This window comes from Nocardioides sp. B-3 (assembly GCF_024703895.1).
Lineage (GTDB): Bacteria > Actinomycetota > Actinomycetes > Propionibacteriales > Nocardioidaceae > Nocardioides.
The window spans coordinates 2,744,020-2,760,066 of sequence record NZ_CP087968.1; the positions used below are offsets into that span (position 1 = coordinate 2,744,020).

Sequence of the window (16,047 nt, forward strand, 5' to 3'; positions counted from 1 at the left end):
GTTGAGTGCGCTCGCGCCTAGTGGCCGGGAACGGTCTTTACCGACGACTGAATAAGGGTGAGAGTCGTGCCCGGCTCAACACACGGCATGCCCGGTTCGGCTCTTGTCGCTGCGGCTGCGCCCCCGGCTTCGACCAAGTCGCCCTCGGCAATCTCTCGGCCATCAGCGGTGACGACGACCTGCTCTCCATCCGGCTTCACGGAGGAAGTGAAACCATCGGGCCAAACGACACCCATCACCGTGCCGATGTGTGGGCATCCCCGGGACGTAAAGCCGAGCGCCCCACTGATCAGTGCCTTACGCGAAGGGTCGCCCGGCCGCCGGGACGACTTGCTGATTTCCACGCTGGTATCTGATGCGGTCGAGGTCACGAGGTCAGTGACTTCGTAGCATTCCTCGTCGTCGATGCCATTTGGAATGGGATCGAGGCTGAGCGACCGAGGCACTCCCGTGTCGTCCACGACGTATTCGACCGCGTCGGGTCGGGCGGACTCAGCCAAGTCAACAATGCCTTGCAGGGTTGGAATCTCAGTAAGCTCCGGCTCGTACAGGGTAGTCGTCGTTCAGGTTTTCGACGGCCCGTACTTGTTCGTCGCGCACGGTGATCCGATAGTCCCCAAGCAGGCCCCGTTCACCGCACGAGGATGTCAGCGTGAATGCGTACGACTCTGGCAGCGTCATGGCCACGTCAGTTTCGGTCGAGGTTGTCGCCGAGGCAGCAGGCTCAGCCGGGTCTGGTCCCGTCTGATCGCCACACCCGGTGAGCGAGGCGCACACGGCGGCGAAGAGCGTGGCGAACGCAGTACTACGTCTGGTCACGGTAGAGAGACGGTTCTGCCCGGAATGGGTTCCCGATCACCTGCTCTGGTGCACCACGAGCAGGGATCCCCTCGTCGTAGTGCTGTCGGGCCAGCAGCCCTGCGCACCCACATCAAGCAGTTGAGTGCGCATCATGAAAGTGCACGCCTCGCGTTGGTCTACGTGCGCCCGGTGAAGCGGTAGTCGCCGTTGGGGAGTTGTTGGGTGAGGTAGCGGGTGTCGTGGGCTCTGTGGTGGTGGTGGCAGCAGAGGAGGGCGGCGTTGTCGAGGTCTGTTTTGCCGCCGGCGGACCGGGCGTGGGGGTGGTGGGTTTCGCACCGGGGCTGCGGGGATGGTGCAGCCGTCGGTCTGGCATTGGTGGTGCTGGATCCGGATGGCCTTGCGTTGGGCGGCGGTGTGGAGCCGGCGGGATCGGCCGAGGTCGAGGATCTCGGACTTGCCGCTGAGGACGGCGGGCAGGATCTTGGCCCGGCAGGCGAGCCTGCGGGCCTGTCCGGCGGTGATGGTGTCGCCGGTGTCGAGGGTCGCGACGCCGGACTTCTCCAATGACGCGGTGAGCTGGTCGAGGTTGAGGTGGACGGTGACGGTGGTGGCGGTGCCGCCGTGCGCGGGGAGCACGTCAGCGGGGAGTGCTTCGAGGAGGTCGCCCAACGCGAGGCCGAGGAGTCTGGCGGTGGGGATGCGTTCGCCGTCGTTCTCGGAGGCGGTGCGTCGGGGTGAGGCGAAGGCTTCGAGGTAGGTCATGAGCCGGGCGGTGGTGGCGTTGGAGATGATGCCGCCGATCCGGTTGGTGCCGTCGCCGCGCGGGGTGACCGTCAGTCGGGTGTGTTCGGTGGCGCGTTGTTCTTCGCGTTCGAGGGCTTTGCGTTCGGCTTCTTCGCTGAGCTCGGGCGCGACGACTTCGAGGACCTTGCTCGCCGGGCGCTGTAGTTCGGTGGGGGCGAAGTCGTCGGCGAGGCTGATGAGGTGCAGCTCTGCCTGCTCGCGGACCTCGGTCGGGACTTCTTCTGGGAGGTCGTCGAGGGCGCGGGCGATGACGACGGCCCGGTCGAGGTTGACCCGTCCGTCGAGCACCGCGGCACCCAGTGCACGTGGTCGGTGTCGAGGGACCGGGCGAGGTGGTCGAGGCCGATGCTGGGTCGGTGGTCGTGGCGGGTGGTGGCGGCGTACCAGTGGCCGACGCGTTTGGCGCCGTGTTCGTCGGCGACGTCAGCGGAGGCTGCCATGACGGTGAGCAGGAGTCCTTGGGCGCGGGTGATGAGCGTGGAGAGCTGACGCATCGTGGTGGCTTTGTCGGTGGTGGGGACGAAGGTCGGGTTGAAGGTGGTGGCCTTGTCGAGCTGATCGGAAAGGCTCGCGACAATGTCCAGCAGCGGGTGCTGGTGAACATTGTCGTGGGTGGTTTCCATGACGTGATTCTACGCCTGAAAAGCATAGATTAAAACAGGTGTTCGAGTTATCCACAGGCGAATTCGCGCATTTCGATATCCACAGGCATTTCGCCCGAAAGTGGCCCACGATTGCGTCGCAGTGATGAGTTCTCGCGCCCGCATCCGTCATACCTACGACAGGTTTCGATGAGGCGGAAGGATGACGGTGATGAGCGTGGACACGCGGGTGGAGGAGCTGGGCATGGGCGAGATGGACGAGTGGGAGTTCTCGGGGTTGGCGCAGCGCCATCACCGGGAGCTGCACGTGCACTGCTACCGGATGCTCGGTTTGTTCGAGGATGCCGAGGACGCCGTACAGGAGACGCTCCTGCGGGCCCGGCGTCGGCGGGAGACCTTCGAGGGGCGGTCGACGTTCCGGGCCCGGCTATACCGGATCGCCACCAACGCCTGCCTCGACCTGCTCGCCAAGCGCCGACCGGACCCGGCGACCGGCGGCGAGGTGCTGTGGCTGCAGCCCTACCCCGACCGGCTGCTGGATGAGCTGCCCGCGGACGACGCCGACGAGCCGGAGGTCCTCGCCGTCGCGCGGGAGACGATCGAGCTGGCCTACCTCGTCGCCGTACAGCATCTGGCGCCGCGACCGCGGGCGGTGCTGATCCTGAGGGACGTGGGCGGCTGGTCGGCGAAGGACGTTGCGGAGACTCTCGGGGACTCGGTCAACTCCGTGAACAGCGCGCTGCAACGTGCCCGCGCCGACATGCGGGAGCACCTGCCCGCCGAGCGGCAGCATTGGAGCAGCGACGAGCTGGACGCCGAGACGCTGGAGCTCGTGCGCCGCTACGCCCACGCCGGGGCTGCAGGTCGGCCGCGAGGCGGTGGTGAGCTACTGGATCGAGAGCGGCTTCGAGCGGATGACGGGTCTGCGCGCCGTCCCCACCGCCGTGAACCGGCAGCCGGCCGTCGCCTTCTACCAGTGGGACGAGGAAGAGGAGGCGTACCTTCCACTGACCATCGACGTCCTGCGGGTCATCGACGGCAAGATCGCTGAGATCACCACGTTCCACGACGACCAGTTCATGCGCCTCGGGCTCCCGACCCCCTCGTGGGGTACATCCGCGACGGCTCGTACGGCGACGACTTGACGACTGCCACGCTGGCGCTCCTGAACGCGGCCGACCCGGCTGCTGCCGAAAAAGGAGAATCAGATGGGGAAGACGCTCGTACGTCGATCGATCACGACGGGAATCGCCACCTTTGCCGCCATTGCCGTGGCCGCGGGACCCGCCAGCGCACACTTCTGCTTCAAGACGAACCTCAATGACAAGGCGGCCGAGGGCATGGCCGGGTCCGCCAACTGGATGTCGTTCCACGACCCGGCCTTCGAGTTCACTGGACTGTGTGACGCCGGGATCGAGGTCCCGGCCGACGCCGCGGGAGCCAGCTCGGACACCCTGATCAACTCGCACGGCACGATGGCAGGCGGCACCCTCCGCAAGGGACCGGACGCGGGAACGAAGTCGATCTCCCACCTCGACTTCGAGGCGATCGATGCGGCCTTCCCGGCGGCGGCTGCTGCCTGCGCCTGATCGGGGTTTCGTGACGGGCGTGGGGCGCCCTCCTCAACCGCCGGACATCAGGCGGTGAGGACCGTCTCATAGTGCTCCACGACCGGGAACGGGTCGTAGAAGTGGTGCAGCAAGGCTCGCCACTCCCGGTATTCGGCCGACCCACGGAAGCCCTCGGTGTGGTCCTCGAGCGTCTCCCACGTCACCAGCAGGAGATAGCCCGAGGGCCGCTCGAGGCAGCGGGACAACGTCAGTCCGCCGAAGCCGGGCATCGAGGCGATGATGTGCCGGGCTTCGTCGAAGGCGGCCTCGAACTCGGTCTCACGGCCGGCGATGACGGGCAGGACGGCTTGTTCGAGGATCACCGGACGATCGTGTCACTGCCCGCCGCCACCGCTGTCACCGCTGCCCTCCCCACCTGCGCCGCCACCACCGAACGTTGCGCCGATGCCGCGCGCTCGCAAGTGGGCCTCGGCCATGTTCTTGCGGTTGCGCGACGTCGGTCGCTCGTTCATGAGGCTGCGGTGGCTGTCGAGGATCGCTGCGACGCCGCCCGCCTCGTGGACCGGGACGTAGCGGTCGCCGATCCTGATCAAGCGCGTCACCGGAGCCTCGCCGCCCGCCAGACGTCGTGCGTCGGCGGCACAGACCGGCACGGTGCGGGCCACGCCGCCGAGCGGCGTCCAATCCACGTCGCTCATGCTCGGGCCGTGGCGCGGGTCGAAGAAGCAGGGCTCGCGTCGGGCGGGCAGGGGTTCGCCCGCCACCAGCGCGAGCACGGCCGCGCGGTGGTAGTGGGCGTCGGCGAGGAGCTGCTCCGATGCGAGGACGTCCTCGACCGTCGTCGACGTGTCGACCTTGTCCTTGGCCTGCTCGTAGTGGACGAGCGCTTGCCGGTAGTGGTGCGCGGTCTCGGAGCTCAGGTCGTCGGCCGGGGGTGTCGATGTGCAGCTCGGCCAGCTGCTCACCCGGGTCTGTCACGTCACCGTTGGCCAGCTTGCGCGCGACGCGCCGGGCATCGAGCTCTGCGAGCCTGCGCCGGCGTGCCTTCCGGAACGGCCTCCACCCCATCACCGGACCCTAGACCACCAAGCACAACTACAGGTTTGTAGTTCTCGCCGCCCTGTTGTCCCGCGTGGACCGGCCATGTTCTGATCAATCGTCACGCCAGTCACACCCGTCCCACAGATCACGGAGTCCGACGCCCTCATGCGCCGCCTTTCCCGATTCCTGACCATCGTCGTCGCGACCACGATGAGCCTCACCACGCTCGCCGCGCCCGCCGAGGCGCGCCGGGTCGAGACCTTCCCGGTCAGCGGCGCCGCCACGATCACGATCACGGGGCACGGCTACGGGCACGGCAAGGGCCTGTCGCAGTACGGCGCCGAGGGGGCCGCGCAACAGGGGCTCACGTGGCGCCAGATCATCGATTTCTACTACCCGGGCACCACATGGGGGAGCACAGGGGAACGATCAAGGTGCTGATCTCCGGCGACACCTCGAGCGACGTTCAGGTCCTCGCGCAGCCGGGGCTCAAGGTCACGCGGCTCACCCAGCGGACGACGTGGACGCTGCCGGCCAACGGCGCCAAGCGGTGGCGGCTCCAGCCGTCGGGTGCCGGGACCCGGGTGCAGTTCAGGAAGTCGGCGGGCTGGCAGACCCGGAAGTCCTTCCCGGGCGAGGCGGAGCTCTCGGCGGCCTCGAAGAAGCTCGCGCTGGTCAAGAACGGCACCACCTCGACGTACCGCGGCAGGCTCCGCTCGGCCATGCCGACGCCCGGAGCGGGCACCCGCGACACCGTCAACCTGCTGAGCCTCGAGGCCTACCTCAAGGGCGTCGTGCCGCTCGAGATCCCGGCGCTGTGGAGCCGGGACGCGGTGAGCGCGCAGTCGGTCGCGGCCGGGACCTATGCCGCCGCGGAGCGCTCGCACCCGAGTGCCGCGCACTACGACCTGTGCGACACCAGCCACTGCCGGGTCTACGGCGGCTACGACGTCGAGCACCCGAGCGCGACGACCGCGATCAAGGCGACGGCCCGTCAGGGCCTGTTCTACGACGGACTGCCCGCGTTCACCCAGTTCTCCGCGAGCAGCGGCGGCTGGACGGCGGCCGGCTCGACGCCCTACCTCGTGGCCAAGGAGGACCCCTACGACGGCTGGGCCGGCAACAGGAACGCGACCCGGACGTTCGACGTGGACGACGCGACGCTGGAGCAGCACTACCCGACGATCGGCGACCTCACCTCGATCGAGGTCGCGACCCGCGACGGCAACGGCGAGGTGGGGCGGACGGGTGCAGGCGATGACCCTGTTCGGCAACGCCGGTCGCGCCGACATCAGCGGCGACACCCTGCGAACCGTGCTCGGCCTGAAGTCGTCGTGGTTCACCTTCACGGTCACGCCGACGACCACACCACGAAAGCGCTAACCCGGGACCAGCACCGGGTCGCCGCCCTCGACCGCCCGGGTTCCCGGTACGGCGATGCGCGCGACCGTGCCCGCACGCGGAGCCGTGATCGAGGCCTCCATCTTCATCGCCTCGATCGTCGCCACCGTCTGGCCGGCCTCGACCGTGTCGCCCTCGGCGACCCCGACCGTGACGACGCCGTCGAACGGTGCCGCGACGTGCCCGCCGTCGGAGGTGTCCGCCTTCTCCGCGGACGCCACCGCGGAGGCGACGTTGCGGTCGCGGATGCCGACCGGTCGGAGCTGGCCGTTGATCGTGCACATCACGGTCCGGATGCCCCGCTCGTCGGGCTCGCCGATCGCCTCCAGCCCGATCAGCAGGGTCTTGCCCTCGCCCAGCGAGACGGAGTGCTCCTCGCCGGCACGCAGGCCGTAGAGGTAGTCCGGGGTGCGCAGCACCGACACGTCGCCGTACGTCTCCCGCGACTCACGGAAATCCTTGGTCGGGCCGGGGAAGAGCAGCTCGTTGAGGGTCGCGCGGCGGTCGGTGGCCAGTCCGGCCGACTGCTCGGACGTGAGGGTCGACGCGGGTTCCTTCCACGTCCGGCCCGCCAGCGCCTTGGTGCGGAACGGCTCGGGCCAGCCGCCGGGCGGGTCGCCGAGCTCGCCGTTCAGGAAGCCGATCACCGAGTCGGGGATGTCAGAACGAACCGGGGTCCTCCTCGAAGGCGCGCGGGTCGGCGCCGACGGCCACGAGGTGCAGCGCGAGGTCGCCGACGACCTTGGACGACGGCGTCACCTTCACGACGTTGCCGAGGATGTCGTTGGCCGCGGCATACATGTCCTCGACCTGCTCGAACTTCTCGCCGAGGCCGAGCGCGATCGCCTGCTGGCGCAGGTTGGACAGCTGGCCGCCGGGGATCTCGTGGCGGTAGACGCGGCCGGTCGGCGCGGGCAGGCCGGACTCGAAGGGCGCGTAGACGCGCCGGGTCGCCTCCCAGTAGGGCTCCAGCGCGTTGACGTGCGCCAGCGACAGCCCGGTCTCGCGGGGGCTGTGGTCGGTCGCGGAGACCAGCGCCGACAGCGCCGGCTGCGAGGTCGTGCCGGCCATCGACGCGCACGCGGCATCGACCGCGTCGACGCCCGACTCGATCGCGGCGAGCAGCGTCGCGAGCTGGCCGCCGGGGGTGTCGTGCGTGTGCAGGTGCACCGGCAGGTCGACTCCCGGCGCAGCGCGGTCACCAGCGTGCGCGCGGCCGGCGCCCGCAGCAGCCCGGCCATGTCCTTGATCGCGATGACGTGCGCGCCCGCCTCGACGATCTGCGCGGCCAGCTTGAGGTAGTAGTCGAGCGTGTAGAGCCGCTCGTCCGGGCTCGACAGGTCGCCTGTGTAGCAGAGCGCGACCTCCGCGACGGTCGTCCCGGTGGCCCGCACGGCCTCGATGGCGGGACGCATCTGCTCCACGTCGTTGAGCGCGTCGAAGATCCGGAAGACGTCGATGCCGGTGGCAGCGGCCTCCTGCACGAAGGCCTCGGTGACCTCGGTCGGGTACGGCGTGTAGCCGACCGTGTTCCGGCCGCGCAGCAGCATCTGCAGGCAGATGTTCGGCACCGCCTGCCGCAGCTGGGCCAGCCGCTCCCACGGGTCCTCGGCCGGGAAGCGCAACGCGACGTCGTACGTCGCCCCGCCCCACGCCTCGAGGGACCACAGCTGCGGTGTCGTGCGGGCGACATGACCGGCGACCGCGACCGGGTCGCGGGTGCGGACCCGGGTCGCGAGCAACGACTGGTGCGCGTCGCGGAACGTGGTGTCGGTGACCGCCACGGTGTCCCGGGCGCGCAGCCGACGGGCAAACTCCTCGGGGCCGAGGTGCAGGAGCTGCTGGCGGGTCCCGTCGGGTGCCGGGGCGGCCGGGTCGATGCCGGGAAGCTTGGTGACCGGGTCGATGGTCACCGGCGCGGCGCCGTACGGCTGGTTGACGGTGACGTCGGCGAGGTAGGTCAGCAGCTTGCTGCTGCGGTCGCCGGAGGCGCGAGCCGAGAGCAGGTGCGGGTGCGTCTCGATGAAGGAGGTCGTGACGCGACCGCCGGCGAAGTCGGGGTCGTCGAGCACGGCCCGGAGGAACGCGATGTTGGTGGAGACGCCCCGGATGCGGAACTCGGCGACCGCGCGGCGGGCCTTCTCGACGGCCTTGTCGAAGGTCCGGCCCCGGCAGGTGAGCTTGGCCAGCATCGAGTCGAAGTGCGCGCTGACCTCGGCACCGGTGTAGGTCGTGCCGCCGTCGAGGCGGACGCCGGAGCCGCCGGGCGAGCGGTAGGTCGTGATCTTCCCGGTGTCGGGGCGGAACCCGTTGGCGGGGTCCTCGGTGGTGATCCGGCACTGGAGGGCGGCGCCACGCACCGAGACCGTCTCTGGGACAGGCCGAGGTCGGCCAGCGTCGCGCCTGCCGCGATCAGGATCTGCGACTGCACGAGGTCGACGTCGGTGATCTCCTCGGTGACCGTGTGCTCGACCCGGATCCGAGGGTTCATCTCGATGAAGACGTAGTTGCCCTCGGGATCCAGCAGGAACTCCACCGTGCCGGCGTTGCGGTAGCCGATCTCGGTCGCGAAACGGACCGCGTCGGCGCACATCCGATCCCGGATCGCCGGGTCGAGGTTGGGCGCAGGCGCGATCTCGATGACCTTCTGGTGGCGGCGCTGGACGGAGCAGTCGCGCTCGAAGAGGTGCATCACGTTGCCCTCGCCGTCGGCGAGGATCTGCACCTCGATGTGGCGCGGGTCGACGACGGCCTGCTCGATGAAGACGGTCGGGTCGCCGAAGGCGCCCTCGCCCTCGCGCATGCAGGTCTCGATCGCCTCGCGGAGCTGCGAGCGGTCGTTGACGCGGCGCATCCCGCGACCGCCACCGCCCGCGACGGCCTTGACGAAGAGGGGTGCGGGGATCGCCTCGGCGGCCGCGACGAGCACGTCGACGTCGGTGCCGGGCTCGACGCTCTGCAGGGTCGGCACGCCGGCCGCCTTGGCGGCGGCGATCGCGCGCGCCTTGTTGCCGGTCAGCGTCAGCACCTCGGCGGTCGGGCCGATGAAGGTGATGCCGGCGTTGGCGCAGGCCTCGGCCAGCGCCGGGTTCTCCGAGAGGAAGCCGTAGCCGGGGTAGACCGCGTCCGCGCCGGCCTTCAGCGCGACCGCCACGATCGCGTCGGGATCGAGGTAGGCACGCACGGGGTGGCCGCGCTCGCCGATCTCGTAGGCCTCGTCCGCCTTCAGGCGGTGCTCGGAGCCACGGTCCTCGTGGGGGAACACCGCGACCGTGCGCGCCCCGATCTCATAGGCAGCACGGAAAGCGCGGATCGCGATCTCGCCGCGGTTGGCGACGAGCACCTTGGTGAACATGGGCCGAAGGCTACGAGACCCAGTGTCACACCCCTTTGCTACTCGTCCGTACCGCGGGCGATCGCCCGGCCCGCGGCGCGTCCCGAGAAGATGCAGCCGCCCGGGAACGTGCCCTCCGGGGCGTTGTAGCCGTGCACTCCGCCGCCGCCGAAACCCACGACCTCGCCAGCGGCGTACAGGCCGGGCAGGGGAGTGCCGTCGGCGCGCATCACCCGGGAGTCGAGGTTGGTCTCCAGCCCGCCGAGAGTCTTGCGGGACAAGATGTTGAGGCGTACGGCGATGAGCGAGCCGTGCCCGCCATCCAGGGATCTTGTGCGGCTTGGCGACTCGCATGAGCTTGCCGGTGCGGTCCTTGCGCCCGTTGTGGATCGCCATCACCCGGACGTCCTTGGTGAAGGGGTTGTCGACCTGTCGGTCGCGATCCTCGATCGCGGAGCGGATCTGAGCGTGGTCGAGGACCTTGTCGCCACGTGCCAACGCGTTCATGCCGTCGACGAGCTCCTCGAGTGTGTCGGCCACGACGAAGTCCTCACCGTGCTCCTTGAACGCCTCCACCGGCTTGGTCGCGCCCTTCCCGAGGATCCGCTCGGTGACCATCATCTTGAGATCCTTGTCGGTCCAGTCGGGGTTCTGCTCGGAACCCGAGAGCGCGAACTCCTTCTCGATGATCGACTGCGTGAGGATGAACCACGAGTAGTCCGCGCCGGCGGCCGGGACCTGCTTCATCGACCCGATCGAGTCGGACCCCGGGACGCCGGACAGGCCGACGAGGCGCTTGCCGTTGGCGTCGAACCACATCGATGACGGGCCGGGCAGGATGCGGATCGCGTGGTCAGGCCAGACCGGGTCCCAGTTGTGGACCCCCTCGACGTAGGCCCACATGCGGTCGCGATTGACCACGCGGCCGCCGGCCGACTCGCTGATAGCGAGCATCCGCCCGTCGACGTGCGCCGGCACCCCGGCGATCATGTGCTGCGGCACGGGTCCGACCCGCTCGACCGGCCAGTTCTGCCGCATCAGGTCGAAGTTGTGCCCGATGCCACCGGACGTGACGACGACTGCGGGCGCATTCAGCTCGAAGGTCCCGGCCGCTTCGCGGCTCGACTTCACTCCGCGCGCGGAGTCGTCCTCGACCAGTCGGGTGCCCCGGACGCCGACGACGGCACCGTCCTCGACGACGAGCTCGTCGACCCGGTGACGGAAGCGGAACTCGACGAGGCCGGCCTTCTCGGCCTCCGGGACGGGCTCGGCGAACACGCGGACGACCTCGGGGCCGGTGCCCCACGTGAGGTGGAATCGCGGCACGGAGTTGCCGTGACCGCTGGCGCTGCCGTCACCACGCTCGGCCCAGCCGACGAAGGCCAGCGACCTCAGCCCCGGGGCCCGCAGGTAGTCGCGCTTCTCGGTGGCCGCGAAGTCGACGTACGCCACGGCCCAACGTCGTCCCCACGTGTCCTCGGCGGCCTCGCCCTCGAGGCGGTCGGGCTCCGGCGGAGCCGAGCCAGTCGGCCAGTGCGAGCTCGCGCGAGTCCTTGATGCCCATCCGGCGCTGCTCGGGGGAGTCGACGAAGAACAGTCCGCCGAGCGACCAGAAGGCCCGGCCGCCGAGGTTGTTGCGGTTCTCTGGGTCGAGCACCAGCACGGACTTGCCGGCCCGGACGAGCTCGTGGGTGGCGACGAGGCCGGCGATGCCGGCTCCGACGACGATGGCGTCCGGGGTGCTCATGGTGTCTCCCGGTGTGAGGTGAAGAAGGGCTGGGTCAGGCCGGCGAGGAGGCGCAGCGTTGCGTCGTCTCGCCGCGGATCGGGGAGGACCTCGGCCACGGCGGCCTCGCCGTCGAGGTAGTTGACGATGATCCGGAGCACGGCACGGAAGTCGTTGCTCCACAGGTCGCCGGCGAAGGCGTTGCCCGCGATGGCGGTACGCCGGTGGTAGTCGCGCAACGCGGGTTCGAGGTCGGCACGGAGCTCCGCATCGGTGCGGGCGGCGCGCACGAGCTCGTGCCAGACCCGGTTGGAGCGTGAGCGCACGAGCCGGCGCAGGGCGACGAGCGCGTCCGAGGACCGTGTCACCGCTCAGGGTCACGCCGGCGAACTGCGAGGCGAACTCGTCGGTCTGCCGCTCGGCCACCCGCTCAGCGGTCGCGACGAGGAGAGCCCGGCGGTGCGGGAAGTGCCGGAAGAGCGCGCCCCGGCTCAGCCCGGCCTCCGCGCACACCGCGGCGACGGTCGTGTGGGCGTAGCCGGCTGCGGCGACGACCACCTCGGTCGCGTCCGAGCAGGCGCCCGATGGTCTCCTCGCGGCGCTCGGCCCGGCTGCGGCGGCTGGTGGTCGGCGTGGGCATGACGACACCGTAGCATTTAGAAAGTGAATGCTCTCTAAGTTGGATCGTGAGGGAGTCGGTGACATGATCGGTCGATGCGCCGCTTCGCCGTCCCGGCTGTCCTCCTCCTCACGACCACGGCGTGCTGGAGCGGCGATGCTGCCGAGGGGATGCTCGAGCCCCGCACCTTCGGCGACCTGCCGGCCGAGATCGACTACGTCGCGCTCGGCGACTCCTACAGCGCCGGCCCGCTGATCACCACCATCCGCTCCGACCCCTCGGGCTGCGTCCGCTCCACCGACAACTACCCGGCCTTCCTCGCCGGCTGGCTCTCCGTCGAGACCTACACCGACGTCACCTGCTCGGCCGCCGACACCGACGACCTCACCTCGCGCCAGCGCCCGGTCGACGGCAAGCGCGTGGCCCCGCAGCTCGCCGCACTGTCCGCCGAGACCGACCTCGTGACGCTGGGCATCGGCGGCAACGACTTCGGCATCTTCTCGTCGCTCCTCGAGTGCGTCGACGGTTGTACGGCGACCCGCGAGCAGGCACTCCTGCGCAACGCCGGCCGGGTGGAGCAACGGGTGGCGGGCGCCGTACGCGCCATCGCGAAGCGGGCTCCGGACGCCGAGGTCTTCGTCGTGGGCTACCCGCAGGTGCTGCCCGAGGAGAAGACCTGCCGGGCCGTCCCGCTGCCGCCCGCCCAGCTGTCGGCCGCCGCCGAGGTCGCGGCCCGCCTCAACGCGTCGCTGCGCGCGGGTGCTGAGGCCGGCGGTGCGGCGTACGTCGATGTCGACCCGGCCTCGGAAGGACACGACGTCTGCGCGGGCAAGGCGGCGTGGATCAACGGTCCGCAGATGCGGCTGGGCATCGCGGCGCCCTTCCACCCGGTGCTCGCGGGGATGCGCGGCGTCGCCGCCGAGGTGTTCGCGGCCGTCACCGGTGACCACGCGCCGGCGGGCGAGCGGGCCACGCCGCCGCGGGACGCGATCGTCCGCAACTGACGGGCGTAACCGACCAGCGCCCGGGGTAGTCCCAAGGGCATGACCGTCTCTCGCGTGGCCCTGACCGTCCTCGTCGTCGCCTCCGGCCTCGGCTGGTCCGGCGCCGCAGCTTCCTCCGAGGGCGCCCCGTGTCGCGGCGAGGTCGCGACCCTCGTCGGCACCCCGGGAAAGGACGACCTGCGCGGCACGGACGGACGCGACGTGATCGTGGGGCTCGCGGGCAACGACCGGATCGACGGCCGCGATGGCGACGACCTCGTCTGCGGCGGTGACGGCCGGGACCGGATCAGGGGCGGCGATGGCGACGACCGGCTCTACGGACAGCTGAACGGGTTCACGATCGATCGTGGCGGCGGCACGTGGTACGGCGACACCCTCGAGGGCGGGCCCGGGGACGACCGCCTCGTGCCGGGCGTCGACCCGCGCGGCAACGACTACGACGGCTACGAGCAGGTCACGATGGCGCACTCGGACGTGGCGGTCGTGCTGGACCTCTCGGCACCGGGTCGGTGGGGATCGGTCAGCGGGGAGGGCCATGACCGGATCCGACTCGTCAGCAAGCTGTGGATCATCGGGTCGGCCCACGATGACACCATCACCGGGTCGGACGGCAACGACATCCTCATGGGCGGCCCGGGCGACGACACGCTCGAGGGACTCGGGGGCCGAGACCTGCTCGACGGCGGCTCCTACCGGCCCGCGGCCGGGGGCGACGACGTCGTGGAGGGCGGCGAGGGCCCCGACACGATCTCGAGCTTCGGCGGCCGCGACGTGCTCCACGGCGGACCCGGCAGCGACCGTGTCAATGCGTGGGGCACCCTGCCGGTCCAGGGCGTACGGCGACGAGGGCCACGACGACCTCCGGGGCATGGCGGTCGCCGAGGGCGGCTACGTCGTGGACGGTGGGCCGGGTGACGACTCCGGGCTCCTGAGCAGCCCCGTGCTCGACAGCTTCTCCACCGAGTGCTGCCCGCAGGGCGGCACGGCCGTCTTCGACGAGGCCACGGGCGCCCGGGAGGTGAGCTTCTTCGCCGGCCGGGTGTCGTCGGCGGCCGTCTCCTCGACGGGCACCGCGGTCGGCCTCGAGGACGTCACCCCGGGTGACGAGTTCTGCCCTGGACCTACTCGGGCACCGACGGTCCCGACGTCGTCGTCGGCAGCTACTACTTCCCGCTGCACGCCGCCATGCTCGGCGGCGACGACGTCGTCACCGGGTCCAGCAAGGCCGACACCATCGACGGCGGCGACGGCCACGACCGGGGCTTCCGGATCACCGCGAAGGACACCGTCACCGGGCTCGAGGAGACGTCCCGGACCGAGCTGATCAGTCCTTGAGCTCGCAGATGACCGCGCCGTTGGTGACGGTGGCGCCGACCTCGGCCACGAGGCCGGTCACGGTGCCGGACTTGTGGGCCTTGAGCGGCTGCTCCATCTTCATCGCCTCGAGGACGACGATGACGTCACCCTCGGCGACGACCTGACCCTCCTCGACGGCGACCTTGACGATGGTGCCCTGCATCGGTGAGGTGACCGAGTCGCCGGACGCCGCGGCGCCGGCCTTCTTGGCCGCACGCTTGGGCTTCTTCGGTCCACCCGCGCCGCCGCCCACGGACAGGCCACCGAGACCTGCGGGGAGGACGACCTCGAGGCGGCGACCGCCGACCTCGACGGTGACCTTCTGGCGCTCCTCGGGCTCGTCGGCGTCGGCCGAGGCTCCGGAGTAGGGGACGATCTGGTTGTCGAAGTCGGTCTCGATCCACGTCGTGTAGACGGTGAAGTCGCCCTCGCCGGACGGGGTGGACGCACCGACCCGGGCCGGGTCGTTCACGACGACCTCGTGGAAGGTGATCGCGGTCGGCATGCCGTCGACCTCGAACTCCGACAGTGCCCGGCGGGAGCGCTCGATCGCCCGGGTGCGGTCCTTGCCGGTCACGATCAGCTTGGCCACGAGGGAGTCAGAAGTTGCCGGGGATCGTCTCGCCGGCGACGTAGCCGCCGTCGAGGCGGACGCCGGGGCCCGACGGGGGTTCCACACCGTCAGCGTGCCGGGGGCGGGCATGAAGTTGTTGCCGCCGTCCTCGGCGTTGATGCGGTACTCGATCGAGTGGCCACGGACCTCGGGGTCGTCGTAGCCGAGCTCCTCGCCGGCAGCGATGCGGAACATCTCGCGGACCGGGTCGATGCCGGTGACCTCTTCGGAGACGCAGTGCTCGACCCGGAGGCGGGTGTTGACCTCGAGGAAGGAGATGGTGCCGTCGGCGGCGACGAGGAACTCGCAGGTGCCGGCGCCGACGTAGCCGGCTTCCTTGAGGATCGCCTTGGAGGAGTCGTAGAGGCGCTTGTTCTGCTCGTCGGTCAGGAACGGCGCGGGCGCCTCCTCGACGAGCTTCTGGTGGCGGCGCTGCAGCGAGCAGTCGCGGGTCGAGACGACCACGACGTTGCCGTGCTGGTCGGCCGGGCACTGGGTCTCGACATGGCGCGGGCGGTCGAGGAACTTCTCGACCGGGCACTCGCCGCGACCGAAGGCGCTGATCGCCTCGCGGACGGCCGACTCGAACAGCTCGGGGATCTCCTCGAGCGTGCGGGCGACCTTGAGGCCGCGACCGCCGCCGCCGAAGACCGCCTTGATGGCAACCGGGAGGCCGTGCTCCTTGGCGAAGCCGATGATCTCGTCGGCGTCCTTGACGGCGTCCTTGAGGCCCGGAGCCAGCGGGGCCCCGGCGGCGAGGGCGATCTGCTTGGCCTTGGCCTTGTCGCCGAGGCCCTCGATGGCCGCGGGGGACGGTCCGATCCAGATCAGGCCGGCGTCGATCACGGCCTGCGCGAACTCGGCGTTCTCGGCGAGGAAGCCGTAGCCGGGGTGCACCGAGTCGGCGCCGGAGTCGGCTGCGACCTTGAGGATCTTGGCGATGTCGAGGTAGGTCTCCGCCGGGGTCGCGCCACCGAGCGCGTGGGCCTCGTCCGCGAGCCGGACGAACTGGGCGTCGCGGTCAGGGTCGGCGTAGAGCGCGACGCTGCCGATACCGGCGTCCTTGCAGGCGCGGATGACGCGCACTGCGATCTCGCCACGATTGGCGATGAGGACCTTCTGCAACCCCCGGTTCTCGGGCACGAAATACTCCCCGGCTTCCTCGACGACTTCCG

The 16,047-nt window shown here is 70.3% G+C and carries 18 protein-coding genes and 3 pseudogenes; 9 read left to right on the plus strand and 12 right to left on the minus strand.

Annotation, left to right across the window (positions count from 1 at the left end; genetic code table 11):
• Positions 1-17 precede the first annotated feature (17 nt).
• Together LP418_RS18180 and LP418_RS18185 are read right to left on the minus strand one after the other, a co-directional pair.
• Positions 18-500, minus strand: a complete 483-nt coding sequence (locus LP418_RS18180) for a hypothetical protein (RefSeq protein ID WP_257953126.1) — start codon at positions 498-500, stop codon at positions 18-20.
• Positions 501-855: 355 nt separating this feature from the next.
• A complete protein-coding gene (locus LP418_RS18185; protein WP_336276099.1) occupies positions 856-1,992 on the minus strand; it encodes a DUF222 domain-containing protein in 1,137 nt (378 codons plus the stop codon).
• Between LP418_RS18185 and LP418_RS18190 the strand changes: the two genes are divergently transcribed.
• From LP418_RS18190 to LP418_RS18200, 3 genes are all read left to right on the plus strand, one after another.
• Positions 1,911-2,261 (plus strand): hypothetical protein, encoded by a 351-nt coding sequence (locus tag LP418_RS18190; protein WP_257957272.1) that lies wholly within the window; start codon positions 1,911-1,913, stop codon positions 2,259-2,261. The genes LP418_RS18185 and LP418_RS18190 overlap by 82 nt on opposite strands.
• A 157-nt stretch (positions 2,262-2,418) precedes the next feature.
• Positions 2,419-3,258: a sigma-70 family RNA polymerase sigma factor gene (locus tag LP418_RS18195; protein WP_257953127.1), complete on the plus strand. Its 840-nt coding sequence runs from the start codon at positions 2,419-2,421 to the stop codon at positions 3,256-3,258.
• A 157-nt stretch (positions 3,259-3,415) separates the two neighbouring features.
• A complete protein-coding gene (locus LP418_RS18200) occupies positions 3,416-3,796 on the plus strand; it encodes a hypothetical protein (RefSeq protein WP_257953128.1) in 381 nt (126 codons plus the stop codon).
• Between the two features lie 47 nt (positions 3,797-3,843).
• On the opposite strand, the gene LP418_RS18205 is transcribed toward LP418_RS18200, so the two are convergent.
• Both LP418_RS18205 and LP418_RS18210 read right to left on the minus strand, forming a co-directional pair.
• Positions 3,844-4,140 carry an antibiotic biosynthesis monooxygenase family protein gene (locus tag LP418_RS18205; RefSeq protein ID WP_257953129.1) on the minus strand — a complete coding sequence of 99 codons (297 nt, stop codon included), beginning with the start codon at positions 4,138-4,140 and terminating at the stop codon, positions 3,844-3,846.
• Positions 4,141-4,152: 12 nt separating this feature from the next.
• Positions 4,153-4,743, minus strand: coding sequence for a hypothetical protein (locus tag LP418_RS18210; protein ID WP_257953130.1), 591 nt, complete (start codon positions 4,741-4,743; stop codon positions 4,153-4,155).
• A gap of 241 nt (positions 4,744-4,984) precedes the next feature.
• Here LP418_RS18210 and LP418_RS18215 point away from each other — a divergent pair, with 241 nt between their 5' ends.
• The 3 genes and pseudogenes from LP418_RS18215 (at position 4,985) to LP418_RS18225 (ending at position 6,202) form a co-directional block, all read left to right on the plus strand.
• On the plus strand, positions 4,985-5,260 hold the full coding sequence (locus tag LP418_RS18215) for a hypothetical protein (protein ID WP_257953131.1): 276 nt from the start codon (positions 4,985-4,987) through the stop codon (positions 5,258-5,260).
• 281 nt (positions 5,261-5,541) lie between these two features.
• A pseudogene (locus tag LP418_RS33790) lies at positions 5,542-5,979 on the plus strand (SpoIID/LytB domain-containing protein); the annotation flags it as partial.
• Positions 5,980-6,076: 97 nt separating this feature from the next.
• The gene (locus LP418_RS18225) at positions 6,077-6,202 is read left to right on the plus strand and encodes a hypothetical protein (RefSeq protein WP_257953133.1); all 126 of its coding nucleotides are present in this window, start codon (positions 6,077-6,079) and stop codon (positions 6,200-6,202) included.
• On the opposite strand, the gene LP418_RS18230 is transcribed toward LP418_RS18225, so the two are convergent.
• The 7 genes and pseudogenes from LP418_RS18230 to LP418_RS18270 all read right to left on the minus strand — a co-directional run.
• Entirely contained in the window at positions 6,199-6,867 is a 669-nt protein-coding gene (locus tag LP418_RS18230; protein ID WP_257953134.1) for a biotin/lipoyl-containing protein, read from the minus strand. The genes LP418_RS18225 and LP418_RS18230 overlap by 4 nt on opposite strands.
• A 13-nt stretch (positions 6,868-6,880) precedes the next feature.
• On the minus strand, positions 6,881-7,063 hold the full coding sequence (locus tag LP418_RS33795; RefSeq protein WP_442940281.1) for a hypothetical protein: 183 nt from the start codon (positions 7,061-7,063) through the stop codon (positions 6,881-6,883).
• Positions 6,982-8,580: a hypothetical protein gene (locus tag LP418_RS18240; RefSeq protein WP_442939943.1), complete on the minus strand. Its 1,599-nt coding sequence runs from the start codon at positions 8,578-8,580 to the stop codon at positions 6,982-6,984. The genes LP418_RS33795 and LP418_RS18240 overlap by 82 nt, the downstream gene beginning before the upstream one ends.
• 89 nt (positions 8,581-8,669) lie before the next feature.
• Positions 8,670-11,006 (minus strand): annotated as a pseudogene (locus LP418_RS33800) (FAD-binding dehydrogenase); the annotation flags it as partial.
• A complete protein-coding gene (locus tag LP418_RS18260) occupies positions 10,909-11,301 on the minus strand; it encodes an FAD-binding protein (RefSeq protein ID WP_257957090.1) in 393 nt (130 codons plus the stop codon). The gene LP418_RS18260 and the pseudogene LP418_RS33800, both read right to left, overlap by 98 nt.
• Positions 11,298-11,648: a hypothetical protein gene (locus LP418_RS18265; protein WP_257957273.1), complete on the minus strand. Its 351-nt coding sequence runs from the start codon at positions 11,646-11,648 to the stop codon at positions 11,298-11,300. Before LP418_RS18265 ends, LP418_RS18260 begins: the two co-directional genes overlap by 4 nt.
• 130 nt (positions 11,649-11,778) lie before the next feature.
• Positions 11,779-11,985 (minus strand): annotated as a pseudogene (locus tag LP418_RS18270) (hypothetical protein); the annotation flags it as partial.
• Between the two features lie 9 nt (positions 11,986-11,994).
• Between LP418_RS18270 and LP418_RS18275 the strand changes: the two are divergent.
• The 3 genes from LP418_RS18275 to LP418_RS18295 are packed head-to-tail and all read left to right on the plus strand — an operon-like array spanning position 11,995 to position 14,227.
• The gene (locus tag LP418_RS18275) at positions 11,995-12,903 is read left to right on the plus strand and encodes an SGNH/GDSL hydrolase family protein (RefSeq protein WP_257953135.1); all 909 of its coding nucleotides are present in this window, start codon (positions 11,995-11,997) and stop codon (positions 12,901-12,903) included.
• Between the two features lie 39 nt (positions 12,904-12,942).
• Entirely contained in the window at positions 12,943-13,818 is an 876-nt protein-coding gene (locus LP418_RS29945) for a calcium-binding protein (RefSeq protein ID WP_272496280.1), read from the plus strand.
• On the plus strand, positions 13,772-14,227 hold the full coding sequence (locus LP418_RS18295) for a hypothetical protein (RefSeq protein WP_257953136.1): 456 nt from the start codon (positions 13,772-13,774) through the stop codon (positions 14,225-14,227). Before LP418_RS29945 ends, LP418_RS18295 begins: the two co-directional genes overlap by 47 nt.
• On the opposite strand, the gene LP418_RS29950 is transcribed toward LP418_RS18295, so the two are convergent.
• Entirely contained in the window at positions 14,228-16,015 is a 1,788-nt protein-coding gene (locus LP418_RS29950) for an acetyl/propionyl/methylcrotonyl-CoA carboxylase subunit alpha (RefSeq protein ID WP_272496281.1), read from the minus strand. It lies immediately after the preceding gene.
• Positions 16,016-16,047: the final 32 nt, after the last annotated feature.